This is a genomic window from Burkholderia sp. AW33-5 (assembly GCF_053427615.1).
Window position 1 is genome coordinate 48,486 of sequence record NZ_JBSAXA010000016.1, and the last position, 22,456, is coordinate 70,941.

Annotated in this window: 20 protein-coding genes; 10 read left to right on the top strand and 10 right to left on the bottom strand. The window is 65.4% G+C overall.

The annotated features are described in order from the left end of the window. The first annotated feature begins 60 nt into the window (after positions 1-60). On the top strand, positions 61-1,200 hold the full coding sequence (locus ACV22V_RS23035; RefSeq protein ID WP_448015645.1) for a porin: 1,140 nt from the start codon (positions 61-63) through the stop codon (positions 1,198-1,200). 199 nt (positions 1,201-1,399) lie between these two features. Then, positions 1,400-2,650, top strand: coding sequence for an MFS transporter (locus ACV22V_RS23040; RefSeq protein ID WP_448015646.1), 1,251 nt, complete (start codon positions 1,400-1,402; stop codon positions 2,648-2,650). Between the two features lie 6 nt (positions 2,651-2,656). Here the strand turns inward: ACV22V_RS23040 and ACV22V_RS23045 are convergent, their stop codons facing one another. The 8 genes from ACV22V_RS23045 to ACV22V_RS23080 form a co-directional block, all read right to left on the bottom strand. Beyond that, positions 2,657-3,019: a YbjQ family protein gene (locus ACV22V_RS23045; RefSeq protein WP_448015647.1), complete on the bottom strand. Its 363-nt coding sequence runs from the start codon at positions 3,017-3,019 to the stop codon at positions 2,657-2,659. A gap of 121 nt (positions 3,020-3,140) precedes the next feature. Continuing rightward, positions 3,141-4,394: a M20/M25/M40 family metallo-hydrolase gene (locus ACV22V_RS23050; protein WP_448015648.1), complete on the bottom strand. Its 1,254-nt coding sequence runs from the start codon at positions 4,392-4,394 to the stop codon at positions 3,141-3,143. A 79-nt stretch (positions 4,395-4,473) separates the two neighbouring features. Next, positions 4,474-6,186 (bottom strand): M36 family metallopeptidase, encoded by a 1,713-nt coding sequence (locus ACV22V_RS23055; RefSeq protein ID WP_448015649.1) that lies wholly within the window; start codon positions 6,184-6,186, stop codon positions 4,474-4,476. 478 nt (positions 6,187-6,664) lie between these two features. After that, positions 6,665-7,609, bottom strand: coding sequence for a GlxA family transcriptional regulator (locus ACV22V_RS23060; RefSeq protein ID WP_448015650.1), 945 nt, complete (start codon positions 7,607-7,609; stop codon positions 6,665-6,667). 237 nt (positions 7,610-7,846) lie between these two features. Beyond that, entirely contained in the window at positions 7,847-8,821 is a 975-nt protein-coding gene (locus ACV22V_RS23065; RefSeq protein ID WP_448015651.1) for an alpha/beta fold hydrolase, read from the bottom strand. A 190-nt stretch (positions 8,822-9,011) separates the two neighbouring features. Next, positions 9,012-9,410 carry a muconolactone Delta-isomerase family protein gene (locus tag ACV22V_RS23070; RefSeq protein ID WP_448015652.1) on the bottom strand — a complete coding sequence of 133 codons (399 nt, stop codon included), beginning with the start codon at positions 9,408-9,410 and terminating at the stop codon, positions 9,012-9,014. Next, positions 9,391-9,867, bottom strand: a complete 477-nt coding sequence (locus tag ACV22V_RS23075; RefSeq protein ID WP_448015653.1) for a hypothetical protein — start codon at positions 9,865-9,867, stop codon at positions 9,391-9,393. Before ACV22V_RS23075 ends, ACV22V_RS23070 begins: the two co-directional genes overlap by 20 nt. Before the next feature lie 14 nt (positions 9,868-9,881). Then, positions 9,882-10,418: a tautomerase family protein gene (locus ACV22V_RS23080; RefSeq protein WP_448015654.1), complete on the bottom strand. Its 537-nt coding sequence runs from the start codon at positions 10,416-10,418 to the stop codon at positions 9,882-9,884. A gap of 105 nt (positions 10,419-10,523) precedes the next feature. Here ACV22V_RS23080 and ACV22V_RS23085 point away from each other — a divergent pair, with 105 nt between their 5' ends. Continuing rightward, positions 10,524-11,561 carry a GlxA family transcriptional regulator gene (locus ACV22V_RS23085; protein ID WP_448015655.1) on the top strand — a complete coding sequence of 346 codons (1,038 nt, stop codon included), beginning with the start codon at positions 10,524-10,526 and terminating at the stop codon, positions 11,559-11,561. Between the two features lie 167 nt (positions 11,562-11,728). Here the strand turns inward: ACV22V_RS23085 and ACV22V_RS23090 are convergent, their stop codons facing one another. Further along, positions 11,729-12,493 carry an SDR family NAD(P)-dependent oxidoreductase gene (locus ACV22V_RS23090; RefSeq protein WP_059702324.1) on the bottom strand — a complete coding sequence of 255 codons (765 nt, stop codon included), beginning with the start codon at positions 12,491-12,493 and terminating at the stop codon, positions 11,729-11,731. Positions 12,494-12,635: 142 nt separating this feature from the next. Here ACV22V_RS23090 and ACV22V_RS23095 point away from each other — a divergent pair, with 142 nt between their 5' ends. From ACV22V_RS23095 to ACV22V_RS23105, 3 genes are all read left to right on the top strand, one after another. Continuing rightward, positions 12,636-13,553 (top strand): LysR family transcriptional regulator, encoded by a 918-nt coding sequence (locus tag ACV22V_RS23095; RefSeq protein ID WP_059692046.1) that lies wholly within the window; start codon positions 12,636-12,638, stop codon positions 13,551-13,553. Positions 13,554-13,725: 172 nt separating this feature from the next. Continuing rightward, a complete protein-coding gene (locus tag ACV22V_RS23100; RefSeq protein WP_059534351.1) occupies positions 13,726-14,853 on the top strand; it encodes an aminotransferase class V-fold PLP-dependent enzyme in 1,128 nt (375 codons plus the stop codon). An 85-nt stretch (positions 14,854-14,938) separates the two neighbouring features. Further along, positions 14,939-15,508 carry a YdeI/OmpD-associated family protein gene (locus ACV22V_RS23105; RefSeq protein WP_448015656.1) on the top strand — a complete coding sequence of 190 codons (570 nt, stop codon included), beginning with the start codon at positions 14,939-14,941 and terminating at the stop codon, positions 15,506-15,508. A 183-nt stretch (positions 15,509-15,691) separates the two neighbouring features. Here the strand turns inward: ACV22V_RS23105 and ACV22V_RS23110 are convergent, their stop codons facing one another. Continuing rightward, positions 15,692-17,992, bottom strand: a complete 2,301-nt coding sequence (locus tag ACV22V_RS23110; RefSeq protein WP_448015657.1) for an NADP-dependent malic enzyme — start codon at positions 17,990-17,992, stop codon at positions 15,692-15,694. 135 nt (positions 17,993-18,127) lie between these two features. On the opposite strand from ACV22V_RS23110, the gene ACV22V_RS23115 reads away from it, so the two are divergent. The 4 genes from ACV22V_RS23115 to ACV22V_RS23130 all read left to right on the top strand — a co-directional run bounded on the left by ACV22V_RS23115 (position 18,128) and on the right by ACV22V_RS23130 (position 22,452). After that, complete coding sequence (locus tag ACV22V_RS23115) at positions 18,128-19,099, top strand: LysR substrate-binding domain-containing protein (RefSeq protein ID WP_059534236.1); 972 nt, start codon at positions 18,128-18,130, stop codon at positions 19,097-19,099. A gap of 317 nt (positions 19,100-19,416) precedes the next feature. Continuing rightward, entirely contained in the window at positions 19,417-20,370 is a 954-nt protein-coding gene (locus ACV22V_RS23120) for a choline ABC transporter substrate-binding protein (protein ID WP_059534238.1), read from the top strand. A gap of 100 nt (positions 20,371-20,470) precedes the next feature. Then, complete coding sequence (locus tag ACV22V_RS23125; RefSeq protein WP_059534240.1) at positions 20,471-21,400, top strand: BKACE family enzyme; 930 nt, start codon at positions 20,471-20,473, stop codon at positions 21,398-21,400. An 86-nt stretch (positions 21,401-21,486) separates the two neighbouring features. Beyond that, positions 21,487-22,452 carry an L-carnitine dehydrogenase gene (locus ACV22V_RS23130; RefSeq protein WP_448015658.1) on the top strand — a complete coding sequence of 322 codons (966 nt, stop codon included), beginning with the start codon at positions 21,487-21,489 and terminating at the stop codon, positions 22,450-22,452. Positions 22,453-22,456 lie beyond the last annotated feature (4 nt).

Sequence of the window (22,456 nt, forward strand, 5' to 3'; positions counted from 1 at the left end):
TTGCTGCGCGCGCCAGGCCACGGTTCTTTCCATCGAAGGGTTCAGGGAGGGTGGTCGACAATGAAGCAAAAGAAAGTTGCCGTAGCCGCCGCGCTGGCATGCACGGCCTGTATTCCCGCCATCGGCCACGCGCAGAGCAGCGTGACGCTGTACGGGATTCTCGATGCGGGCATTACGTACGTGAACAACACGGGCGGTTCGCACGTGGTCAAGTTCGATGACGGCGTCTCGTACGGGAACCGCTTCGGCCTGAAAGGCACGGAAGATCTCGGCGGCGGCCTGAAGGCCGTGTTCGCGCTGGAGAGCGGCTTCCACCTCGGCAACGGGCAGCTCGGCTTCGGCGGGGCGGAGTTCGGGCGGCAGGCTTATGTCGGTCTCCAGAACGACTGGGGCACGCTGTCGTTCGGCAACCAGCTGGACATCACCAACGAGCTCGTGTCGATCTACAACATCTCGGCATGGGGCAGCGGCTACGCGATCCACCAGGGCGACTTCGACCGCTTCAACGGCGACCGCCTGCCGAACTCGGTCAAGTTCCTGTCGAACGACCTGAGCGGCTTCAAGTTCGGCGCGATGTACTCGTTCGGCAACGTCGCCGGCAACTTCCATCGCAACAGCGCATGGAGCGCGGGTGCAAGCTACACGAAAGGCGACTTCTCGATCGGCGCCGCTTACACGCGCCTGAACAACCCGAACGGCATCTACGCGTTCGACCCGTACGCGATGATCGGCACGCATACGTTCCTCGGCCAGCAGACCGTGACCGTCGATCCGGCGACCGGCGCGCGCACCGACCTGTTCGCGAACACCGCGATGGACGTCGACAGCCAGGGCACGTTCGGCATCGGCACGAGCTACACGATCGGCAAGCTGTCGCTCGACGCGAACTTCTCGTACACGACGATCAAGGGCTTCGGCCAGTCGTCGCACATGCAGGTCTACGAAGGCGGCGGCCTGTACCAGTTCACGCCGGCGTTGAGCTTCATCGCGGGCTACCAGCACACGCGCTTCGAAGGTCACCACTGGAACCAGGGCACGGCCGGCCTGCACTACCTGCTGTCGAAGCGCACCGACGTGTACATCTCCGGCGACTACCTGCGTGCTTCGCAGGGTGTCGATGCGGTGATCGGCTACAGCTTCACGCCGTCGACGACGCAGACGCAGGCCGACGTGCGGATCGGGATGCGGCATTCGTTCTGAGCGGGGGCAGGGTAGTTCATTCGACGTCTTCAGCGAGGTCTCTCTTTGGCGCGAACCGCGGTTCGCGCTTTTTTTTTTTGTAAGGCGGGCCGCCGTGCATCACGGACGCGCGCGAGACGCGGTTTCGGCGGTTGGCGATATCATCGCGGTTTGACGCGCCGTGCGTCTCGCCGATCGCCCGCTCCCGCACATCCCTCCGATGACCGCCCCGTTACCCGAATCCCGTTCGCCGTCGCCGTTACCCGCCAACCTGTTCCGCCACGCACCGTTCCAGCGCTTCTGGGGCACGCGCGTGATGTCGTCGCTCGCGTTCCAGATCCTGTCGGTCGCGATCGGCTGGTACGTCTATGCGCTGACGCACAGCGCGTTCGCGCTTGGTCTCGTCGGGCTCGCGCAGTTCGTGCCGATGTTCGCGCTGACGCTCGTCGTCGGTCAGGTGGCCGACCGTTACGATCGCCGGCGCATCGCGACGATCTGCCAGAGCGTCGAGGCGCTGGCCGCCGGCGTGTTCCTGCTCGGCGCCGCGACAGGGGGGCTCACCGCGCCGGGCGTGTATGCGCTCGCGGCGATCGTCGGCACCGCGCGCGCGTTCGAATCGCCGTCGGTGTCGTCGCTGCTGCCCGCCGTCGTGCCGCGCGGCGACCTGCCGCGCGCGACCGCGCTGTCGACGTCAGCGAACCAGGCCGCGCAGATTCTCGGGCCGGCGTTCGGCGGGCTGCTGTATGGCGTTGGCGCGCCCGCCGCGTTCGGCACGAGCGTCGTCGCGTTCGCGATCGCGGCGGTGCTGAGCGGCACGATTCCGCTGCGCAGTGCGCCCCCCGCGCGCGAACCGGTCACGCTGCGTTCGGTGTTTTCCGGTATCGCGTTCATCCGGCGCGAACCGGCGATCCTCGGTGCGCTGTCGCTCGACCTGTTCGCGGTGCTGTTCGGCGGCGCGACCGCGCTGTTGCCGATCTATGCGCGCGACATCCTGCAGGTCGGGCCGTGGGGGCTCGGCGCGTTGCGCGCGGCGCCCGCGGTCGGCGCGCTCGCGGGCACGCTGTGGCTCACGCGTTTTCCGCTGAAGGGGCGGCCGGGCCGCGCGATGTTCGGCGGCGTGATCGCGTTCGGCATCGCAACGATCGTGTTCGGGCTGTCGAGGCATTTCGCGGTGTCGCTCGTCGCGCTGGCGGCGTTGGGGGCGTCGGACGTGGTGAGCGTCGTCGTGCGCCTGTCGCTCGTGCAGCTGCGTACGTCCGACGACATGCTTGGCCGCGTGAGCGCGGTCAACTCGTTGTTCATCGGCACGTCGAATCAGCTCGGCGAATTCGAATCGGGCGTGACGGCGGCGTGGTGGGGCGCGCCGGCCGCGATCGTCGTCGGCGGCGCGGCGACGATCGCCGTCGCGCTGACGTGGATGAAGCTGTTTCCTCAGCTGACCAACATGAAGTCGCTCGAACGCGACGTGTGACGCGCGTCAGGCGTCCTGCGTCACGCGCACGGCCGTGCCGTAGCAGATGACTTCCGTGATGCCCGACCCGATATCGGTCGAGTCGTAGCGCATCGCGACGATCGCGTTCGCACCGAGCTTGCGCGCGTCGGCGAGCATCTTGTCGAACGCTTGCTGCCGCGCTCTCTCGCACAGCGACGTATAGAGCGTGATGTTGCCGCCGAAAATGGTTTGCAGCGAGGCACCGAACGAGCCGACGATCGAGCGCGAACGCACGATGATGCCCTGCGCGACGCCGAGCGAACGGACGGTCGTGTGGCCGGGCAGGTCGAAGGCGGTCGTGACGCGCTCGGGCGAGAGATCGTCGGCGGAGCGGGAGAAGTCGGTCATGGAGGTGCACTGTGTCGCGGAAGTGATCGGACGACGATTCTATCCGGAACGGGAAATTGGACTCGAACGGGCGCACGTGACGCGCGCCCGTTCGGCGAGGCGTTGAGCGACCGCGGCCCCGTCAGTGCTTGACGGTCGCAGTGCCGTCACCGCCGAGATCGACGGCATACGCGAGCGCCAGCTTCCCGAACTTCAGCGCGTGGTTCGCCTGCCGGTCCGAATTCTCCAGCGTGTCGTTCACGGTATGGATATACGGACTGTCGTTCTGGTCGGCCTCGAACGGGAACGACGCCGGATAGCCCTGCGCATTCCACGACGCGTGATCCGAACAGGCATACCCGCACTGCGACGTGCCGATCGCGAGTTCCGGCAGGTAGGTCTTCGCCAGATTCGTCAGATAGGTGTTCTGCGCGGCGTTCGTGTAGTCGGTGATCAGGTAGATGTCTTTCGGATCGCCCTTGTAGTTCGTCATGTCGAGCTGCAGCACGCCGACCACGTTCGCATTCTGCGTGCGGAACTGCTTGGCGATCGCCTTCGATCCGAGCAGACCGGCTTCCTCGGCCGCGTAGCCGACGAACTTGATCGTCCGCTTCGGCCGGTAGCCGTTCGCGAGCAGCACGCGCAGCGCTTCGGTGAGGCTGGCAATGCCGGACGCATCGTCGTCGGCGCCGGGCGAGCGCGTGTTTTCCGTCGTGCGGCCGACCGTCGAATCGAGGTGGCCGCCCAGCACGACCGTGCCCGCGGCGGGATCGCTGCCGCGGATCGTCAGGATGACGGATTTCTGCGGAAAGCCCGTATGCGCGAACTGTTCGACGGCGATGTCGGTGCGCGAGCCGGCCAGTTGCTTCCACTGCAGCGCGAGCCAGTCCGATGCGGCGACGCCGTGCGACGTCGTGTAGTAGCGGTTCGTGAAGCCGGACATCGACGTGATCGTGCCGACGATGTTACTGGCCTGCAGTTGCTGGATCCAGGTCTTGATCTGCGGTGCGTTCGACACCGTGTAAGCCGTCGCGGCCGCCTGTTTCGCGAGCGTCGCGGGTATCGGCTGCAACGCCTGGCGTGCGTCGTCGAACGAGTCGTGCACGATGTAGCCGGGCCCGTGGCCGCGCGCATGGTGTACCGCGTGGGCGAGTTCTCCGAGCCGCGCATCGTCGATCTCGACGACGTGCACGGTTTCGCGGCGCGCGGCGCCGTCGGCCGTCTTGCCGGCGTCGACCGTCGTGCTGTACTGCGCGGTCGCGCTCGCATCGATGCGTTGAAGCTGACGGAAAGCGGTGTCGCCGAGCGTGATCCACACCGGCGTCGCGTGCGCGGCGGCGGTCAGCAGCATGCCGCCCAGCGCGGCGCTCAGGCGGGTCAATGTCAGAGTAGGCATGTTCGATCTCGTGAGGATGGCGATGTCGAGGAAGAGGGCGCGCCGCAGGTCGTGCGACGCCGCCCCGCCTGCTGCGGAATTACGACTTCTGCGGCACGGTCACGCCGTACGTGCAGCTCTTGTTGTACGCGTTGCCGATCGCCGTGAGCTGCGCGCTGCTGTAGCCGAGCGCGGCGGCGGCCGTCAGCACCGCTTGCGCGGCGGCCTTCTGGTTCGTCGAGCTGTTGGTCATCGACAGCCCCTTCAGGAACGCCTTGTCCATCGCCTGTGCGCCGATCGCGTCGCGCGCGACGAGGTTGCACGACGCCCAGTACTGGCCGGCCGTGTGGATCTCCGCGCCGCGTGCCTGCGCGTAGGTGCGACCGACGTTCCAGTTCGTCACGCGGCCGCCCCAGTATTCGTTGTGGCCGTCCCAGTTGTAGACCCAGTGATACTGCGCGTCCGACGGGCTCCATTGGTTGAAGTCGCGGCTGTACGCGGCGGCGAGATAGTCGCCCGTGCCTTCCGACAGGCCTTCCTGCTGCGACAGGCCGCCGTTGGTCACCCAGTCGTGGATGCCGTGGCCGAGCTCGTGGATCACGACGTCCGCATCCTCCGCATCGTCGACACCGCCCTGCCCGAAGGTGAGCCGGCCGCTGCTCGACGAGTACGACGAGTTGTCGTCGCCCGATTCGCCGTGCGGGTCGTACTGCACGCCGCCCGTGTACTGGTACGGCATCGCCTTGATGCCGAGCGTCTGGTTCACGTAACGAAGAAACGTGTCGATGTGGTAATACGTGTTCACCGCCTCGAAGTACAGATTGCCGCGCGTGAACTCGAACGCGGGCGTTGCCTGTGCCGGGCACGCGTTGTCGCGAGGCGCATCGAAATCGACGCACGACGCATACGGGCCCGACAGCACGTAGCGTGAATTCGATTGCGCAAGATCCTTCAGCGTCACGCGTACGCGCGAGGCCGTGAGCTGCGTGGAGTCCGCGTCGTTGTTGTCCTTGTAGCCCGTGCTGCCGTAGCTGCTCTTCGTCGACGAAAGCGGATCGGGCCGGAACACGAAACCGGTGCCGTCGGTCGCATAGAACGCCTTGTCCTCGGCGCGCAGCACTTCGCCGCTGCCCGCGTCGATCAGCAGTTCCCAGTCGCCTTTCGGGCCGTCCTGCGGGCGGCCGCGCACCTTCCATGCGGTATGCGTGCCGGCCTTGTCGACGAACGCGACGAGCTGCGCGTCGAGGTTCGTGAAGCCGCCGACGCCGAGATACGCGCGCGCGCGGTCGAGCGCCTGCTGCTGGTCGACGGCCTGCGCCTTGCGCGCGGTGGCGACCACGCCGTTGATCGTGTTGCTCGCGACGTACAGGATGCGGCCGTCCTTCGCGACCGTCACCGCGATGTCGCTGCCGTACACGGGCAGCCCGGCCGCCTGCTGCTGGAAGCGCACGACGGTGAAATCGGCGTCGTCGCGCTCCGACGTGACCGCGAGGCTCGCGAGCGCGGCCGGATCGAGCCCGAGCTGCGTCGCCTGCGATGCGACGAAATCGCGCGCGGTGGCGGCGGGCGTGGCGGCCGCCTTCTTCGCGCGATACGCGGGGTTGTACAGCGTGACGGCGACGCCGTCCGCGCGGAACTGGCCGGCGGCGGTATCGGCCTTGGCCGCGGCCGGTGCCACGCCGCGCGTCAGGCTTTCGCGCAGGCTCGATGCCTGCGGATTCGCGACCTTGGTATCGGCCGCGCTGCCGCCGACGATGCCGAAACCGAGCGCGAGACCCAGGGCGAGCGGCATTGCTTTGCGTGATGTCTGCATACGTGATCCTCATCTCAACGGTTGGACACACCCGCGCGCTCGTGGCGAGCAGGCACGACACGGCCCGCGCGCCGGCTCGATGGAACCGGTGCGACGAAGCGGTGCAGGGAGATTCGACTGACTGAGGAGAACTAAGCGTCAGGTCGAAAAGAATCGGAGCGGAAAGGCGGCGGGGAAGCGAACGGCAGGCAGGTGCGGCGACGGCGAAGCGAGCATCGTCATGTCATACCCCTCGGATCGGCATTGATGGCGGTTTGGCAGCCCGCGTGGCGCGACGTGCGCAGGCCCGGGCTCTCATCTCCTTAGGGCTGCCTATCTAATTGCGAGGTATGTTACAGAATATTTTCGACGACATTGCAATTTATTTTCGAAGGCCGATTCGGTCCGTCGATCAATCGGCGGCATTGTTCATCGATTGACGCGAAACGCTGCCGAAGCGCGCAATAGCGCGCCGGATTGTACGTAAAAGCGGCTCCGCTCAGCGCGTCGCGCGGCGGTCGCTGCGCGGGCTCACGCCGAAGCGCGCGCGATACGTGCGCGAGAAATGAGACGGCGATTCGAAGCCGCATGCGACGCACACCGACGTGATGCTCATGTCGGTCTGCTGCAGCAGCTCGCGGGCGCGATCGAGGCGCAGGTTCAGGTAGAAGCGTGTCGGCGTGTCGTTCAGCGTCGCGCTGAACAGCCGTTCGAGCTGGCGCCGCGTGATCGACACGTCCTGCGCGAGCGCGTCGGAGCCGAGCGGGCTTTCCATATGCCGCTGCATCGTGTCGATCACCTGGATCAGCTTGCGGTTGTGCACGCCGTAGCGCGCGGCGATCTCGAGCCGCTGGCTGTCCGAGCGTTGCCGGATGCGGCTGACGACGAACTGCTCGGAGATCGCCGCCGCGAGGTCGGCGCCGTGCCGCCTGCCGATCAGGTCGAGCATCATGTCGATCGACGCGGTGCCGCCCGCGCAGGTGATGCGCCGATCGTCGATCTCGAACAGTTCCTGCGTCGCGTTCAGGCCCGGGTAGCGTTCGCGGAACGCGGCGAGCGCTTCCCAGTGCAGCGTGAGCGTTTGCGATGCGTCGAACAGCCCGGCTTCCGCCAGCACGAAGCTGCCGGTGTCGATGCCGCCGAGCGTCGCGCCGCGCCGGTTCTGGCGGCGCAGCCAGTCGCCGAGCGCGCGGTCGTAGCACACGAGCGGATCGAAGCCGGCGACGACGAACACCGTCTCGACCTGCGCGACGTCCGCGTACGCGGCTTCGGCGGCGACCGGGATGCCGTTGCTCGCAGCGACGGGCGCGCCCTCCGCGCTGATCACGTGCCAGCGGTACAGCTCGGTGCGAAAACGGTTCGCGACGCGCAGCGGTTCGACCGCCGACATGAAGCCGAGCGCGGAGAAGCCGGGCAGCAACAGGAAGTGGAAATCCTCGGGCATCGGGGCGTGGGGTGGAATCGGGTGGTCGTCACGGACGGACGCGACGCGGTGCGGCGCGGCGTGCGACCGGACATACGCACGCCGCGCCCGGCTCGCGCAAGCCGAACGTTCAACGCCCGATTATCGCGGTTTTGCGGGGGCTCAGCGCGTTTTTGCGCTGCGCACGGTCCGGCGTGCCGTCGTCGGTGCCCGCGACCACGCCGTCGCGAGCGACATGGCAGGCGACGAACGGTCGCTCTAGTCGCTCCGGCGATTGCCGCCTGCGTTGAACGCCGCCCGAACTTCGTTCACCGTCTGGGCGGGTGCCTGCAGATGCGGAAAATGGCCGAGTCCGGGAAGAATCGAAAGCGCCACGCCGTTACGGTTCGCGTACTCGATGCCCATTTCCTTCTTGATGTAGATATCCTGTTCACCCCACACCACCTTCACGGGGACTTTCAGATCGGCCATGTTGGCTTCGAAATGGTCCTGGTCTCGCGTGAAGCACGCGTAGTAATGGAAGAAGGCGTCTGCCGCCGTGACATCGCCGTCCCAGCCTTTCGCGATATCGTCGCTGAACTCGTCGGGCAATGCATAGCGCTCCGCCGCCGACATGCCGCGAAAGAATGTATTGGCGAGGATTTCGTCACGATTCTTGTTCATCGCTGCACGCACGATGTCCGACGAAGGCTTCGACTTCAGCGCTTGCAGGCTTTCGTACATATATTGCGGGCGATTGAATGGGGCAAAGTCGCCAACGATGACTTTCATTGCGATATTCGGATGCTCCAGTGCCGCGAGCAGCACGGGCAACGCCCCGATATCCGTCGCATAGATCACCAGGGTCGAACGATCGATGCCCGACACGCGGAGATAGTCTTCCAGCACGCGGGCATAATCCTTCGGCGCGTAGGAAAAGCGATCGGCAGGTGGGCGCGACGATTGTCCATAGCCCGGCCAGTCGAACGCATGCACCTCGTACTCGCCGGACAATGACGCCGCAATCGGCTTCCATGCAAGCATCGTTTCCGGGAAGCCGTGCAGGAACAGCACGGTGCCTTTCGGACGCGCGGGGCGGTAGACCATACGACGCAGCGTGATGTCGGCATTGACCTGCAGGTCGCCGACGGTAATCTCCGACACAGGCGCCGACGATGCCGGCACGATCGAGCACGCGGGAATGCCCGCGGCTAATGCGGGGAACAGGGTTGCCTTCGTTACGGGTTCAAGCATGATCTTGCCTCTCGTTCAGGGCGAAAATTGCGCGGGAAAATCGCGCATCGCCGTTTCAGAAATCCATCGCGCGCCGAAAAGCGTGCGCCGTTCTCTTTTCCCGGGCCGATGTGACCGGCGTCGCGCAGCCCGCGAACTTGCTCTTTCATCCGGTCGGGCAGCGTAGCCCGACGCATTTCAGCGTTTCCTGTCACGGGGAAGGCGGATTCAAAAGCTTGGTCAATGGCTTCAACGGGCCTATCGGCAGCAGCGAGAACGTCATCAAGTGCGCCTTGCCCAGCGGGAGTTCTTCCAGCATCCGATGCGCTTGATCCATGTCGGTCACGTTCAGGATGAACACTACGCCGGCGCGGTCCTGCAGTGAATACCACTGGTCGATCTTGCCATCGAGGTACAGCTGCGCCGTTTCGCGCACTTCAGTCGGAAGAATGGTCTGGACGCGCTGCATGTCCGTGCCCGGCGGGAAGGTGCCGACCGCCAGAATCTTCGTGGTGGGCGTGGTCGGCATCGGAGTCGGTTGTGCCATGGAAACTCCAGCAAAAGCGAGCAGCAGGAAAGCTGTCGCCAGGTCAAGCAGGAAGCGTTTCATCATGCGGCCCCGAACATTGCGGCGATACGGAGGCCGCATTCAGCGCGGCGGCTTCCGGCTCCGACAGATAGCACGCACGGAATCGCTCGTCGACGCGCTCCCGCATCAGTTGCGAGAACAGAAGCGCGGCGCCGAGCGGACGGTGATTGATGACCACGGCGTCCGTTTCGCCCCGTTCGTTCATGTGTGCGACGACCACGGTCTCGATCGGCACGCCGTGAATCCGTGATCGATAGGATTCCAGATACAGACCGTCGCCGACCATGCCCTTGTACGCATGCTGCTGGAATTCGTAGAGCGAGACCGCGTGTTTGATCACGCTGAGAATATCGGCGCGTCCCTCGATCGGGCGCTTCAGGACGGTGGCTTCCAGCGTCGCGTTTTCGGCGAGGTTCGCCAGCCATCGCGGCGGACCGTCGGCGGGTTTCATCACGGCGGCCGTGTCGTTGAATTTCATGTCGATCGCTCCTTTCATGAATGACGCGTGGCGCCCGCGTTGGCGGCATCGAGCGCTGCCGCGAGTGCAATGCGCGCTTTTTCCCGGCGTCGTCGCGCAAGGCGTTCGACGCCGGCGCCGCGCTCGGATTCGCCCGCCAGAAGTGCATGGATGTCAGGCAGTGTCCAGATCGCGCCGCGCGTGCCCCATGCGCCGTCCGGTATCTCGGTCGGAAAGACCCACACGCGCGGTGCGACCTCGTCGAAGGGCCGGCCCTCCGCGCGCGCCACCGCTTCCGTCACGTTCTTGACGAGCGACCGACGCGATTCGTCGGTGTATTGCCCTTCGGGCACGGAGGGAATGACCCGGTAGCGTACCGTTTCGGTACGTTCGCCGCCGACGTAGATCGCGGCGGGCCGGTGCAGATGAAATACGGTCACCCGCTGAACCGCCGGGCTGGCGGGATCGTACCCTTCCGTGCGGATGAGGATGTCGGTCAGTTCCCGGACGAGGCGCGCCTCGGCGTCGGGCGTCAACGCGTGTTCAGGCCACAGTGCGTCGATCATCGGCATGGCGAAACTCCTGCTTTCAGTTGATCGGATGGCGCCATGGTCGCGGTTTACGCCTGTGCCGGAAAGTGGCAGTATCGCCACTATGCAGGGAAATTCGGACATCCAATGGCAATCATCCGCATCTGGGTCTATGACGGCATTCTCGCGTCCGGCGTCGCGGGGCCGGTCGATGTTTTCAGTGCCGCCAACCAGTTCCATGCACGCAGGGCTGCGCCGGGCGCGCGATCCGCGCCGTTGTTCACATGGCGTGTGGAGTCCCTCGACGGGCAGCCCGTCACGGCTGCCTCGGGCCAGATCGTTCCGGTCGACGGCAGGATCGATCCGCGCAAACGGGCGGACGCCGTTCTGCTGACCGCTCCTTTTTTTGCGCATATCGAGGAGTTCATCGGCAGCCGCGAACAGTTGAACGAACTGACTTCCGCGCTGCGGCGCCAACGCAAGGCGGGCGCCATGCTGGCGGCATATTGCACGGCTAATTACCTGCTTGCCGAGGCGGGCCTGCTCGATGGCCGTGCCGCAACGACGCACTGGGCGAGGGCGGGGGATTTCGCGCGTCGCTATCCGCGTGTCGAAGTTCGCGCGCACGAACTGCTGCTCGAGCAGGACGGCATCATCTCGAGCGGCTCCGTGACGTCCTATCTGAATCTCGCCGTACGCCTGGTGGAGGCATTTGCCGGCGAAGCGCTTGCCGCGATGACCGCGAAGGCGCTGCTGATCGACATGAACCGGACTTCACAGGCGTCCTTTGCCACGCTCCTCGACGAGCACGGGCATGCCGATACGCTGGTCGCGCGTGCCCAACAGCGGATGGAGGCGACGTTGCAGCAAGGGTTCCGGCTGAGCGATCTGGCGGCATCGCTGGCAGTCAGCGAACGCACGCTCAATCGCCGTTTCAAGGAAGCGGTCGGGTTGGCGCCGTTGACGTATCTGCAGAATCTGCGGGTCGAGGTGGCGAAACGTCCGCTGGAAACGCGGCCGATCGGGCTCGAGGCCGTAAGTCAGCGCGTCGGTTACGGCGACGTCAGCACCTTTCGGCAGCTGTTCAAGCGCAAGACCGGATTGTCGCCAAGCGAATATCAGATGCAGTTTTCGCGTACGGCGGCGAAGCGCAAGGAAGCCGCCCCAGGCAACCGGGGCGGCTGAAGCCTCGCCACGTCACGCGACCGCTCTCATCACTTTCCGGCCGCGCTTCATATTCATTCTGTATCCCGAAGTATTGGCGATGTTCGGGGATGCACGTGCATGCACATACCGGACTTTCGGACGCGAGCGGGATACGTTTCCCCGCCCCCGTGCACCCTGCACCACGCTCAGATCTGCTGCTGGCCGCCATCGACGAACAATTCGATGCCGTTCACGAAGCTCGCGTCGTCCGACGCGAGGAACAGTGCGGCGCCCGCGATCTCTTCCGGCTCGCCCAGACGCCCCATCGGAATCTGCGCGGCCAGGTAATCGGCGAGACCTTGCCGTTGCGCGGCGTCCTGGCCGGCGAGGTCGAGCAGGCCCGGCGTGCGGGTTGCGCCCGGGCTGATCGTGTTCACGCGGATGCGGCGCTCCTTCAGATCGAGAATCCAGCTGCGAGCAAACGCGCGCACCGCTGCCTTCGAAGCCGAATACACGCTGAATGCAGCGGTGCCCGCGCTGCCGGCCGTCGAGCCGGTAAGGATCACCGATGCGCCGTCGGCGAGCAGCGGCAACGCCTTTTGCACCGTGAACAGCACGCCTTTCACGTTGCGATTGAAGGTGTCGTCGAAGTGTTCTTCCGTGATGCTGCCGAACGGCAGCATCGAACCGCCACCGGCGTTCGCGAACAGCACGTCGAGGCGCCCGTGTTCTTCGTTGATTTGCGCATAGAGCGCGTCGAGTTCGTCGAGCTTCGTGGAGTCGACGCGTACGCCCGTCGCGTTGCCGCCGCCTTCGCGGATCGCGTTGACCGCGGCATCGAGTTCGGCCTGGCGGCGGCCGGTCAGGTAGACGTGCGCGCCTTCCGCCGCGAAGCGCTGCGCGGTGGCGAGGCCGATGCCGCTGGTGCCGCCGGTGACGAGTGCGATCTTGTTGTCGAGCTTGCGTGCCATGGTGTTTCTCCTTTCGTTCAGTGAGTGGGTGACTGCGTTTCGGTGTTGCGTGCTGCGATGTAAGGAGAATATCGACGCGCCATTCGTTTCGAAATAGAATTGATAGCAAGTCAACGTTGCATAAATGAAATGATGAGGGGAAATGGCCAGGCTGCCTGACTTCGAAGGGCTCGCGATGTTCGCCAAGGTCGCCGAGGAAGGATCGTTCGCGGCGGCGGCGCGCGCGATGGGCGTATCCGTGGCGACCGTTTCGCGCGGCGTCGCCCGTCTGGAAGACCGTTTGGGCGGACGACTTTTCAACCGGACGTCCCGTCAACTGGCGCTCACCGAGTTCGGCCGGACGATCTGCGAAAAGGCCGGCGAGGTGTATCGCCATGCCGAAGAAGCGGAAAGTGCCGCGCGCGAGATGGCCGTGCAGCCGCGCGGGCTGGTGCGCCTCGCGGTGCCGATGTCGTTCGGGTTGCGCTGGGTCGCGCCGCTGCTGCCCGGTTTCTTTCGTGCCTATCCGGACGTGTCGATCGACCTGCATCTGTCGGATGCGTCGGTCGACCTGATCGCAGACGGTTTCGATGCTGCATTGCGTATCGCCGCGCTGCCGGATTCGTCGCTGGTGGCCCGGCGGTTGTGTGCGGTGACGCAATACGTGGTGGCGTCGCCTGCATACCTGAAGCGCGAAGGACGGCCCGCGCATCCGCGCGAACTGGCGGGGCGGCCATGTCTCTCGTACGCGTATCGGGCGCATAGCGATGTGTGGCGTTTCACGAACGACGCGGGTGACGAGGAGGCGGTCATGCCGAATGGTCCGCTGCGCGTGACGAATGCCGATGCGCTGTTGCCGACGTTGCTCGCCGGTCTCGCGATTGCGGAGCTGCCTGAATTCATCGCCGGCGAATATCTGGCCGATGGCCGCCTCGAAGCGATCCTGACCGACTGGTCGTTGACGCGGGGCGGCCTCTACTTCGTTACGCCGTCCGCGCGCGCACGGCCCGCGAAGGTTGCCGCGCTGTCCGACTACTTCGCCGAACATCTGTCGGATCCGTCCTGGCGATGGCCGAAGTGATCGATTGCCGCAGTGCGCCATACGACACACCAAAATCCCCTGACGTCAGACGGCTTTCGCTAGAATCGATCATCGTTCAGGTACAAGCGCAGAAATGCATCGGTGCGGCGGTATCCACTACGCGAATGCCGCTCGCGCTCATCCCATGGTTCATCCTTTACCGGAGGCGAACGTGCCAGGCTTACTTCCCGATGTCGACCGCGACGGGCTTCTCGAATATTCGGTGGTGTACACCGACCGGTCGATCAATCACATGTCGCAGCGCTTTCAGGGCGTCATGCGCGATATTTCCGCGGCGCTGAAGAAGGTCTACAACGCGAAGGCGGTGGCGATCGTTCCGGGCAGCGGGACGTTCGGCATGGAAGCCGTTGCGCGCCAATTCGCGACGGACAAGAAGTGTCTGGTGATCCGCAACGGCTGGTTCAGCTTCCGCTGGTCGCAGATTTTCGACATGGGCCGCATTCCGTCCGAGTCGATCGTGTTGAAGGCGCGTCCGGTCGAGCCGGGCAGGCAGGCGGCGTTCGCGCCGGCCCCGATCGAGGAGGTCGTCGCCGCGATTCGCGAACACAAGCCGGATCTGGTCTTTGCTCCGCATGTCGAAACCGCCTCCGGGATGATGTTGCCCGACGCGTATCTGCGCGCGGTGGCCGACGCCGTGCACGCGGTCGGCGGCATGTTCGTGCTCGATTGCATTGCGTCCGGGACGATCTGGGTCGACATGGAGGCGAGCGGCGTCGACGTGCTGATCAGCGCGCCGCAGAAGGGCTGGAGCGCATCGCCTGGCTGTGCGCTGGTGATGATGAGTCCGCTTGCGCGCGAGCGAATCGACGCGACGACCAGCACCAGTTTTGCGTGCGATCTGCGCAAGTGGCTGCAGATCATGGAAGCGTACGAGAACGGCGGGTTCGCGTACCACGCGACGATGCCGACGGACAGCCTCGCGACGCTGCGCGACGTCATCAAGGAAACGGAAGCATACGGCTTCGACAAGGTGAGGGCGGAACAGCTCGAGCTCGGCACGCGGATTCGCGCGTTGCTGGCCGAGAAGGGATTCCGGAGCGTGGCGGCGGAAGGCTTCGAGGCGCCGGGCGTCGTCGTGAGCTACACGGACGATGACGACATCCGGTCCGGCAAGAAATTCGTCGACGTCGGCATGCAGATCGCGGCCGGCGTGCCGTTGCAATGCGATGAGCCGGCGGATTTCAAGACGTTCCGGATCGGCTTGTTCGGGCTCGACAAGCTGCATGATGTCGATGCGGCGGTCGGGCGATTTGCTGACGCGTTGGAACGCGTTCTGTAGCGCGCATTTTCGATCGGCCGAGGTCGGAAGCCGCCAAACCCGGCGGCGGCTTCCGACCCAAACAAGCCGGATTTTGGACAGCGACATGACCGAATGCGCTCTGACATTTGCCAGTCAAACCGAATGGGAAAGCTGGTTGGCGCAAAACGGCGGCACTTCGAGCGGAGTATGGCTGCGTCTGGCGAAAAAGGGCGCCACGCACCGAACCGTCACCTACGACCAGGCGTTGGAAGGCGCGCTCTGCCATGGCTGGATCGATGGCCAGAAACGGGCTGAGAGCGAGACGTACTGGTTACAACGCTTCACGCCGCGCTCCGCAAAAAGCATCTGGTCCAAACTCAACAAGGACCGGGCCGAAGCGCTGATCGCCGCAGGCAGAATGCGTGCGTCCGGCATGCGCGAGATCGAGAAGGCGCGGCAGGACGGCCGCTGGAAGGCTGCTTATACGTCGGCCAGCAACTCGACCGTGCCGGACGACCTGCAGGTGGCGTTGGACGCAAATTCGAAAGCCAAGGCGTTCTTTGCAACGCTGAATAGCCGCAACCGCTACGCCATCCTGTTCCGGATACAGAATGCGAAAAAGCCGGAAACACGGGCGCGTAAAATCGCGGAATTCGTCGACATGCTGAACCGCGGTGAAACCTTCCATCCGTAAATCTTGTGCTTCTGATGGAGCTCTGGCGAAACGCGTGCATCGAATCCGTGATGGCCGCTTCGTTCCGGCAGCCGTCATGCGCGGTAATTTCGTCGGCCAGCGCGATGTCCGCGCCGGTTGCGGTGCAGACCACAACCCGCTGACCGACGGGGTCGGCCATAGCCGACCCCGCATCAACCGCTATTACACGGCCGCGTTGCGATTAGCCTCGATCACCGTCAACGCCGTCATGTTCACGATCCGTCGCACGGTCGCACTGGACGTGAGGATGTTCACCGGCCCGTTGACGCCCAGCAGGAACGGCCCGACCGCAACGTTACTGCCGGCCTCGGTCTTGAGCAGGTTATAGGCGATATTCCCCGCATCGACGTTCGGACACACGAGCAGGTTCGCCGCACCCTTCAGCGGCGACATCGGCAGCAGCCGCGCACGCAGCGCCTCGTCGAGCGCGCAGTCGCCGTGCATCTCGCCATCCGCCTCGATATCCGGCGCATGCGCGCGAATGATTTCCAGCGCCCGGCGCATCTTCACGCCCGAAGCCGCGCTCCCCGACCCGAAGTTCGACCGCGACAGCAGGGCAACCTTCGGCGAGAGATTCAGCCACTCCATCTGCCGCGCGGCCGCGATCGTGAATTCCGCGATCTGCTCCGCATCCGGGTTGTCGTTGACGTGCGTATCGACCAGCGCGACCGTCCGCTGATTCAGCAGCAGGATGTTCATCGCGGCGTAGGTCGACGCATCGGGCTTCCTGCCGATCACTTCGTCCACGAATCGCAGGTGATTGTGGTACTCGCCGACCGTCCCGCAGATCATCCCGTCCGCATCGCCGAGCCGCACCATCATCGCGCCGATCAGCGTCAGGCGGCGCCGCATTTCGACGCGCGCCATTTCCTTCGAGATGCCGTCGCGGCAGCGCAATTCCCAATACGTCGTCCAGTATTGCGGGAAACGCTCGTCATATTCCGGATTGGTCACTTCGACATCCTGACCGAGACGCAGGCGCAGGCCGAACCGCTCGATACGCGCGAGCAGCACTTCCGGACGCCCAACCAGGATCGGACGCGCGAGCTTCTCGTCGACGATGACCTGCACCGCGCGCAGCACGCGCTCGTCCTCGCCCTCGGTGAACACGATGCGTGCCTTGCCGCCATCACGCACGAGCTGACGCGCGGTCGCGAACAGCGGCTTCATGAACGCGCCCGAGTGGTAGACGAACTGCTGCAGCTGCTCGACATACGCGTCGAGATCCGCGAGCGGGCGCGTCGCCACGCCGCCCTCGATCGCGGCCTTGGCCACGGCCGGCGCGATGCGAACGATCAGGCGCGGATCGAACGGCTTCGGAATCAGGTATTGCGGACCGAAGGACACTTCATCGCCGCCATAGGCCGCCGCGACGATGTCGTTCTGCTCTTCCTGCGCGAGGCCGGCAATCGCGTGAACCGCGGCGATTTCCATTTCGCGGGTGATCGTCGTTGCGCCCACATCCAGCGCGCCGCGGAAAATGTACGGGAAGCAGAGAACGTTGTTGACCTGGTTCGGGAAATCCGAGCGGCCCGTCGCGATCACGACGTCGTCGCGCGTCGCATGCGCGAGTTCCGGGAAGATTTCCGGCGTCGGATTGGCGAGCGCGAGAATCAGCGGGCGCGCGGCCATCGCCTTCAGCATTTCCGGTTTCAGAATGCCGCCGACCGACAGCCCGAGGAACACGTCGGCGTCGCCGATCACTTCGGACAGCGTGCGCGCGTCGGTTTCCTGCGCGAAGCGTTCCTTGGCGGGATCCATCAGCGCGGTGCGGCCGCGGTAGACGACGCCTTCGATATCCGTCGCCCAGATGTTCGCGACCGGCAGCCCGAGGTCGACGAGCAGGTCCAGGCAAGCCAGCGCTGCGGCACCGGCGCCCGAGGTCACGACCTTCACCTCGGAAATCGACTTCCCGACCACCTTCAGCCCGTTGATGAATGCGGCGGCCACGGTAATGGCGGTGCCGTGCTGGTCGTCGTGGAAGACTGGAATCTTCATGCGCTCGCGCAGCTTGCGCTCGACGGTGAAGCACTCGGGCGCCTTGATGTCCTCGAGGTTGATCCCGCCGAAGGTGGGCTCGAGGCCGGCGATGATGTCGACGAGCTTGTCCGGATCGGTCTCGTTGATCTCGATGTCGAACACGTCGATCCCCGCGAACTTCTTGAACAGCACGGCCTTGCCTTCCATGACCGGCTTCGACGCGAGCGCGCCGATGTTGCCCAGACCCAGCACGGCGGTGCCGTTGGTGATGACGCCCACCAGATTCCCGCGGCTCGTGAAGCGATGCGCGTTCAGCGGCTCGGCGGCGATCGATTCGCACACGCTGGCGACGCCCGGCGTGTAGGCGAGCGCGAGATCGCGCTGCGTCACGAGCGGCTTGCTGGCGACGACGGAGATTTTCCCCGGGGTCGGAAACTCGTGATAGTCGTACGCGGCCTGCTGCTGAGTCTCTGTCTGTTTCATGTTTTTGGGTCCGGGCGTGCGCGCCAGGCCAGTCCCGACGCGATCCATGAGGTGATTCTAGGGATCGGCCATAAGGAGATGATTCTGTTTTAATATCGGTCCATCACTTTTTCATGATGGTATGGCGGTTCGGCAATGACATTCGACGCGAACGACGTGGTCCGGCGGCTCGGTGCGCGCCTGAAGATGCGGCACCTGATGCTGTTGCTGCAGATCCAGCAGCACGGGTCGCTGACGCGCGTCGCGGAGCACATGGCCAGCAGCCAGCCTGCCGTGACGAACGCGCTGTCCGAGCTGGAAAGCATGTTCGGCACGCCGCTGTTCGAGCGCTCGTCGCGCGGGATGCGGCCGACCGCGCTCGGCTCGGTGGTGCTCGAGCGCGCCCGGGCGATGCTGAAGGACCTCGACCATCTCGCCCGCGAGATGGAGGCGGTCGCCGCCGGCCACGCGGCCCACCTGCATATCGGCGTGATTCCGTTTATTTCGGGCCAGATGCTGTCGGCGGCGCTCAAGCGGCTGCAATCCCGGATGGAGCGCCGCCTGACCGTGACGATCCACGAAGGCACCAGCGACCAGTTGCTGCTCCAGCTCAAGGACCACAGCGTCGATCTCGTGATCGGGCGGGCGTCGTCGGCGGTCGATCTGGGGCAGGTTTCCTTCGAAGTTCTGTACCAGCAGCAGCCGCGGATGATCGCGAGCCGGCGCCTCGCCGCGAAACTGGCTCGCATGAAGCTCGACTGGGAGAAGCTGCGCGAACTGGACTGGATTCTCGGCGCGCCGCATACGCCGATGCGGGAGCAGGTGACGGACCTGTTCCTGTCGGCCGGCATCGCGCCGCCCGTGCCGATCGTCGAAAGCTACTCGTCGAAGCTGATCGGCGAAATGATCGCGTCGAGCGACGACGCCGTATCGATCGTGCCGGCCGATATCGCCGAAGAAATGGTGCGCATCGCCGGCGTGGCGATCGTGCCTTACTCGCTGGTCTGGACGCTGCCGCCCATCGCGCTGTTTACGCGCGCCGCCGAATCGCATGCGCCGACGCGGGATCTGCTGGTCCAGGCGTTGCGCGAGATCTGCAGGGAAACCTACGTCGAGGTACCGCGATAACGTGTCGGGCGCCGGCCCGCACCGGCCCGGCCGGAATCGACATCACGCGCGTTCCGGCGCCACCGCCGAAGCACGCTCCGTCGGCATCCATCACGCCGCATCCGGGCAACCCCCGCTTCGCCGAAATTCGCCTCAAACCCCCGCCGCACAAGCCATTGCTCGCGCATAGTGGTTTCCACTCATAGTCGCAAATAGTCAAGAAAAGGTCGCCGCCGGTCGTCTTTCGACCAATATGGCTCGTTACTTTTACTCCCACGATGCAGGCCGGGACGCACTCCGCGAACCCGTCGGACATCGGTCCAATCGGGAGAGAAACCATGAAGTCGACAAAGATCGCCGCGTTCGTCGCGGCCGTGCTGGCGACCGGCGCATTCGCGACCGCGGCGCACGCCGAAACGGAAGCAGCGACCTGCCGCAACGTACGCTTCGCGGACATCGGCTGGACCGACATCACGTCCACCACGGCGCTCGCGTCGACGGTGTTCGAAGGGCTCGGCTACAAGCCGACGACGACGATCGCATCGGTGCCGATCTCGTTCGCCGGCCTGAAGAGCAAGCAGCTCGACATCTCGCTCGGCTACTGGTGGCCGGTGCAGCAAAAGCAGCTCCAGCCGTTCCTCGACAGCAAGTCGATCAACGTGGTCGAGACGCCGAATTTGTCGGGCGCGAAGGCGACGCTCGCGGTGCCGAGCTATGAATACCAGGCCGGCCTGAAGACCTTCGATGACATCGCGAAACACCGCGCGGAACTCGACGGCAAGATCTACGGGATCGAGCCGGGCAGCAGCGCGAACGCGACGATCCAGAAGATGATCGACACGAACCAGTACGGCCTGGGCGGCTTCAAGCTGGTCGAATCGAGCGAGGCCGGGATGCTCGTGACGGTCGAGCGCGCGATCCGCGAGAAGAAGTGGGTCGTGTTCCTCGGCTGGGAACCGCATCCGATGAACATCCAGATCAGCATGAACTACCTGTCCGGCGGCGATGCGAGTTTCGGCCCGAACTACGGCGAAGCCCGCGTGTACACGCTGACGGCGCCCGACTTCATCTCGCGCTGCCCGAACGCGGGCAAGCTCGTCGAGAACCTGCGCTTCACGACGCAGCTCGAGAACCAGCTGATGCAGTCGGTGATGAACAAGACGAAGCCGGCCGACGCCGCGAAGGCATACCTGAAGAAGAATCCGCAGGTGCTCGATGCCTGGCTCGCCGGCGTCAAGACGTTCGACGGCAAGGACGGCCTGCCTGCCGTGAAGGCGTATCTCGGCCTGTAACGGCCCGCGCGCGCCGCAAGCGGACGGCGCGCAGCGACAAATAATCTGCAGTACGACGGAAAACGAGCGACACGAACAGCATCAAGCGAGGGCATTCAGCATGAACCACGAAGTCATCATCACCTGCGCGGTCACCGGCGCGGGCGACACGGTCGGCAAGCATCCGGCGATTCCGGTCACGCCGAAGGAAATCGCGGCCGCCGCGATCGAAGCGGCGAAGGCCGGCGCGACGGTTGCGCACTGCCACGTGCGCGACCCGCAGACGGGCCGCGGCAGCCGCGACCCGAACCTGTACCGCGAAGTGGTCGACCGGATCCGCTCGGCGGACGTCGACGTCATCATCAACCTGACGGCCGGCATGGGCGGCGATCTGGAGATCGGCCCGGGCGAGGACCCGATGCGCTTCGGCAAGGGCACCGATCTCGTCGGCGGCCTCACGCGCCTCGCGCACGTCGAGGAACTGCTGCCGGAAATCTGCACGCTCGACTGCGGCACGCTGAATTTCGGCGACGGCGACTACATCTACGTATCGACGCCCGCGCAACTGCGCGCCGGCGCGAAACGCATCCAGGAACTCGGCGTGAAGCCGGAACTGGAAATCTTCGATACGGGCCATCTGTGGTTCGCGAAGCAGTTGCTGAAGGAAGGGCTGCTCGACGATCCGCCGCTGTTCCAGCTGTGCCTGGGCATTCCGTGGGGCGCGCCGGCCGACACCGGCACGATGAAGGCGATGGTCGACAACCTGCCGCCGGGCGCGCACTGGGCCGGCTTCGGGATCGGCCGCATGCAGATGCCGATGGTCGCGCAGGCGATGCTGCTCGGCGGTCACGTGCGCGTCGGCCTCGAAGACAACATCTGGCTCGATCGCGGCGTGCACGCGACCAACGGCACGCTCGTCGAGCGTGCGCGGGAAATCGTCGAACGCCTCGGCGGCCGCGTGCTGACGCCGGCCGAAGGGCGTCGCAAGCTCGGCCTGCCGGCGCGCGGCGAGCGTCCGCTCGAACGCCGCGCGGTGACCGAATTCGCGTGAGTTTGCAAGGCTGATTCCGATTCAATGCGGCGGCGCGCACGGGCGCGGTCGCCGTCCGATTTCCCCCGATTTGAAGGATGCGTGACATGGCAGTGAAGACCGACATCAAGACGTTCGCCGCGATCGGCACCGGCGTGATCGGCAGCGGATGGATTTGCCGTGCGCTCGCGCACGGTCTCGACGTGGTCGTGTGGGACCCCGCGCCGGGCGCCGAGGAGCGGTTGCGCGCGAACGTCGCGAATGCGTGGCCCGCGCTCGAACGCGTCGGCCTCGCGCCGGGCGCCGATCCCGCGCGGCTGCGCTTCGAGTCGACGATCGAGGCCTGCGTCGCCGACGCGGACTTCATCCAGGAAAGCGCGCCCGAGCGCGAGACGCTGAAGCTCGAACTGCACGAACAGATCAGCCGCGCGGCGAAGCCCGACGCGATCATCGCGTCGTCGACGTCGGGGCTGCTGCCGACCGACTTCTACGCGCGTGCGACGCACCCGGAGCGCTGCGTGGTCGGCCATCCGTTCAATCCGGTCTACCTGCTGCCGCTCGTCGAGGTGCTCGGCGGCGCGCGCACGTCGCCGGAAGCGGTCGAGGCCGCGATGGCGATCTATCGCAAGCTTGGCATGCGGCCGCTGCACGTGCGCAAGGAGGTGCCGGGCTTCATCGCGGACCGGCTGCTCGAAGCGCTGTGGCGCGAGGCGTTGCATCTCGTCAACGAAGGCGTCGCGACGACCGGCGAGATCGACGATGCGATCCGCTTCGGCGCGGGCATCCGCTGGTCGTTCATGGGCACGTTCCTGACCTACACGCTGGCCGGCGGCGATGCCGGCATGCGACACTTCATGCAGCAGTTTGGCCCCGCGCTCGAACTGCCATGGACGAAGCTGGTCGCGCCGAAACTGACCGACGAACTGATCGACAGCGTCGTCGAAGGCACGCGCGAGCAGCAGGGCACGCGCAGCATCAAGGAACTCGAACGCTATCGCGACGAGTGCATCACCGAGGTGCTGAAGGCGATCGCCGCGGTGAAGGCGCGGCACGGGATGCGATTCGAGGACTGAACGA

Bases quoted from the DNA above. Each gene is read 5' to 3' on its own strand.
- ACV22V_RS23055 (WP_448015649.1), bottom strand. From the start codon at position 6,186: ATGCAGACATCACGCAAAGCAATGCCGCTCGCCCTGGGTCTCGCGCTC.
- ACV22V_RS23035 (WP_448015645.1), top strand. From the start codon at position 61: ATGAAGCAAAAGAAAGTTGCCGTAGCCGCCGCGCTGGCATGCACGGCC.
- ACV22V_RS23095 (WP_059692046.1), top strand. From the start codon at position 12,636: ATGGCCAGGCTGCCTGACTTCGAAGGGCTCGCGATGTTCGCCAAGGTC.
- ACV22V_RS23085 (WP_448015655.1), top strand. From the start codon at position 10,524: ATGGCAATCATCCGCATCTGGGTCTATGACGGCATTCTCGCGTCCGGC.
- ACV22V_RS23120 (WP_059534238.1), top strand. From the start codon at position 19,417: ATGAAGTCGACAAAGATCGCCGCGTTCGTCGCGGCCGTGCTGGCGACC.
- ACV22V_RS23075 (WP_448015653.1), bottom strand. From the start codon at position 9,867: ATGAAATTCAACGACACGGCCGCCGTGATGAAACCCGCCGACGGTCCG.
- ACV22V_RS23050 (WP_448015648.1), bottom strand. From the start codon at position 4,394: ATGCCTACTCTGACATTGACCCGCCTGAGCGCCGCGCTGGGCGGCATG.
- ACV22V_RS23110 (WP_448015657.1), bottom strand. From the start codon at position 17,992: ATGAAACAGACAGAGACTCAGCAGCAGGCCGCGTACGACTATCACGAG.
- ACV22V_RS23080 (WP_448015654.1), bottom strand. From the start codon at position 10,418: ATGCCGATGATCGACGCACTGTGGCCTGAACACGCGTTGACGCCCGAC.
- ACV22V_RS23125 (WP_059534240.1), top strand. From the start codon at position 20,471: ATGAACCACGAAGTCATCATCACCTGCGCGGTCACCGGCGCGGGCGAC.
- ACV22V_RS23115 (WP_059534236.1), top strand. From the start codon at position 18,128: ATGACATTCGACGCGAACGACGTGGTCCGGCGGCTCGGTGCGCGCCTG.
- ACV22V_RS23090 (WP_059702324.1), bottom strand. From the start codon at position 12,493: ATGGCACGCAAGCTCGACAACAAGATCGCACTCGTCACCGGCGGCACC.
- ACV22V_RS23045 (WP_448015647.1), bottom strand. From the start codon at position 3,019: ATGACCGACTTCTCCCGCTCCGCCGACGATCTCTCGCCCGAGCGCGTC.
- ACV22V_RS23130 (WP_448015658.1), top strand. From the start codon at position 21,487: ATGGCAGTGAAGACCGACATCAAGACGTTCGCCGCGATCGGCACCGGC.
- ACV22V_RS23040 (WP_448015646.1), top strand. From the start codon at position 1,400: ATGACCGCCCCGTTACCCGAATCCCGTTCGCCGTCGCCGTTACCCGCC.
- ACV22V_RS23105 (WP_448015656.1), top strand. From the start codon at position 14,939: ATGACCGAATGCGCTCTGACATTTGCCAGTCAAACCGAATGGGAAAGC.
- ACV22V_RS23065 (WP_448015651.1), bottom strand. From the start codon at position 8,821: ATGCTTGAACCCGTAACGAAGGCAACCCTGTTCCCCGCATTAGCCGCG.
- ACV22V_RS23070 (WP_448015652.1), bottom strand. From the start codon at position 9,410: ATGAAACGCTTCCTGCTTGACCTGGCGACAGCTTTCCTGCTGCTCGCT.
- ACV22V_RS23060 (WP_448015650.1), bottom strand. From the start codon at position 7,609: ATGCCCGAGGATTTCCACTTCCTGTTGCTGCCCGGCTTCTCCGCGCTC.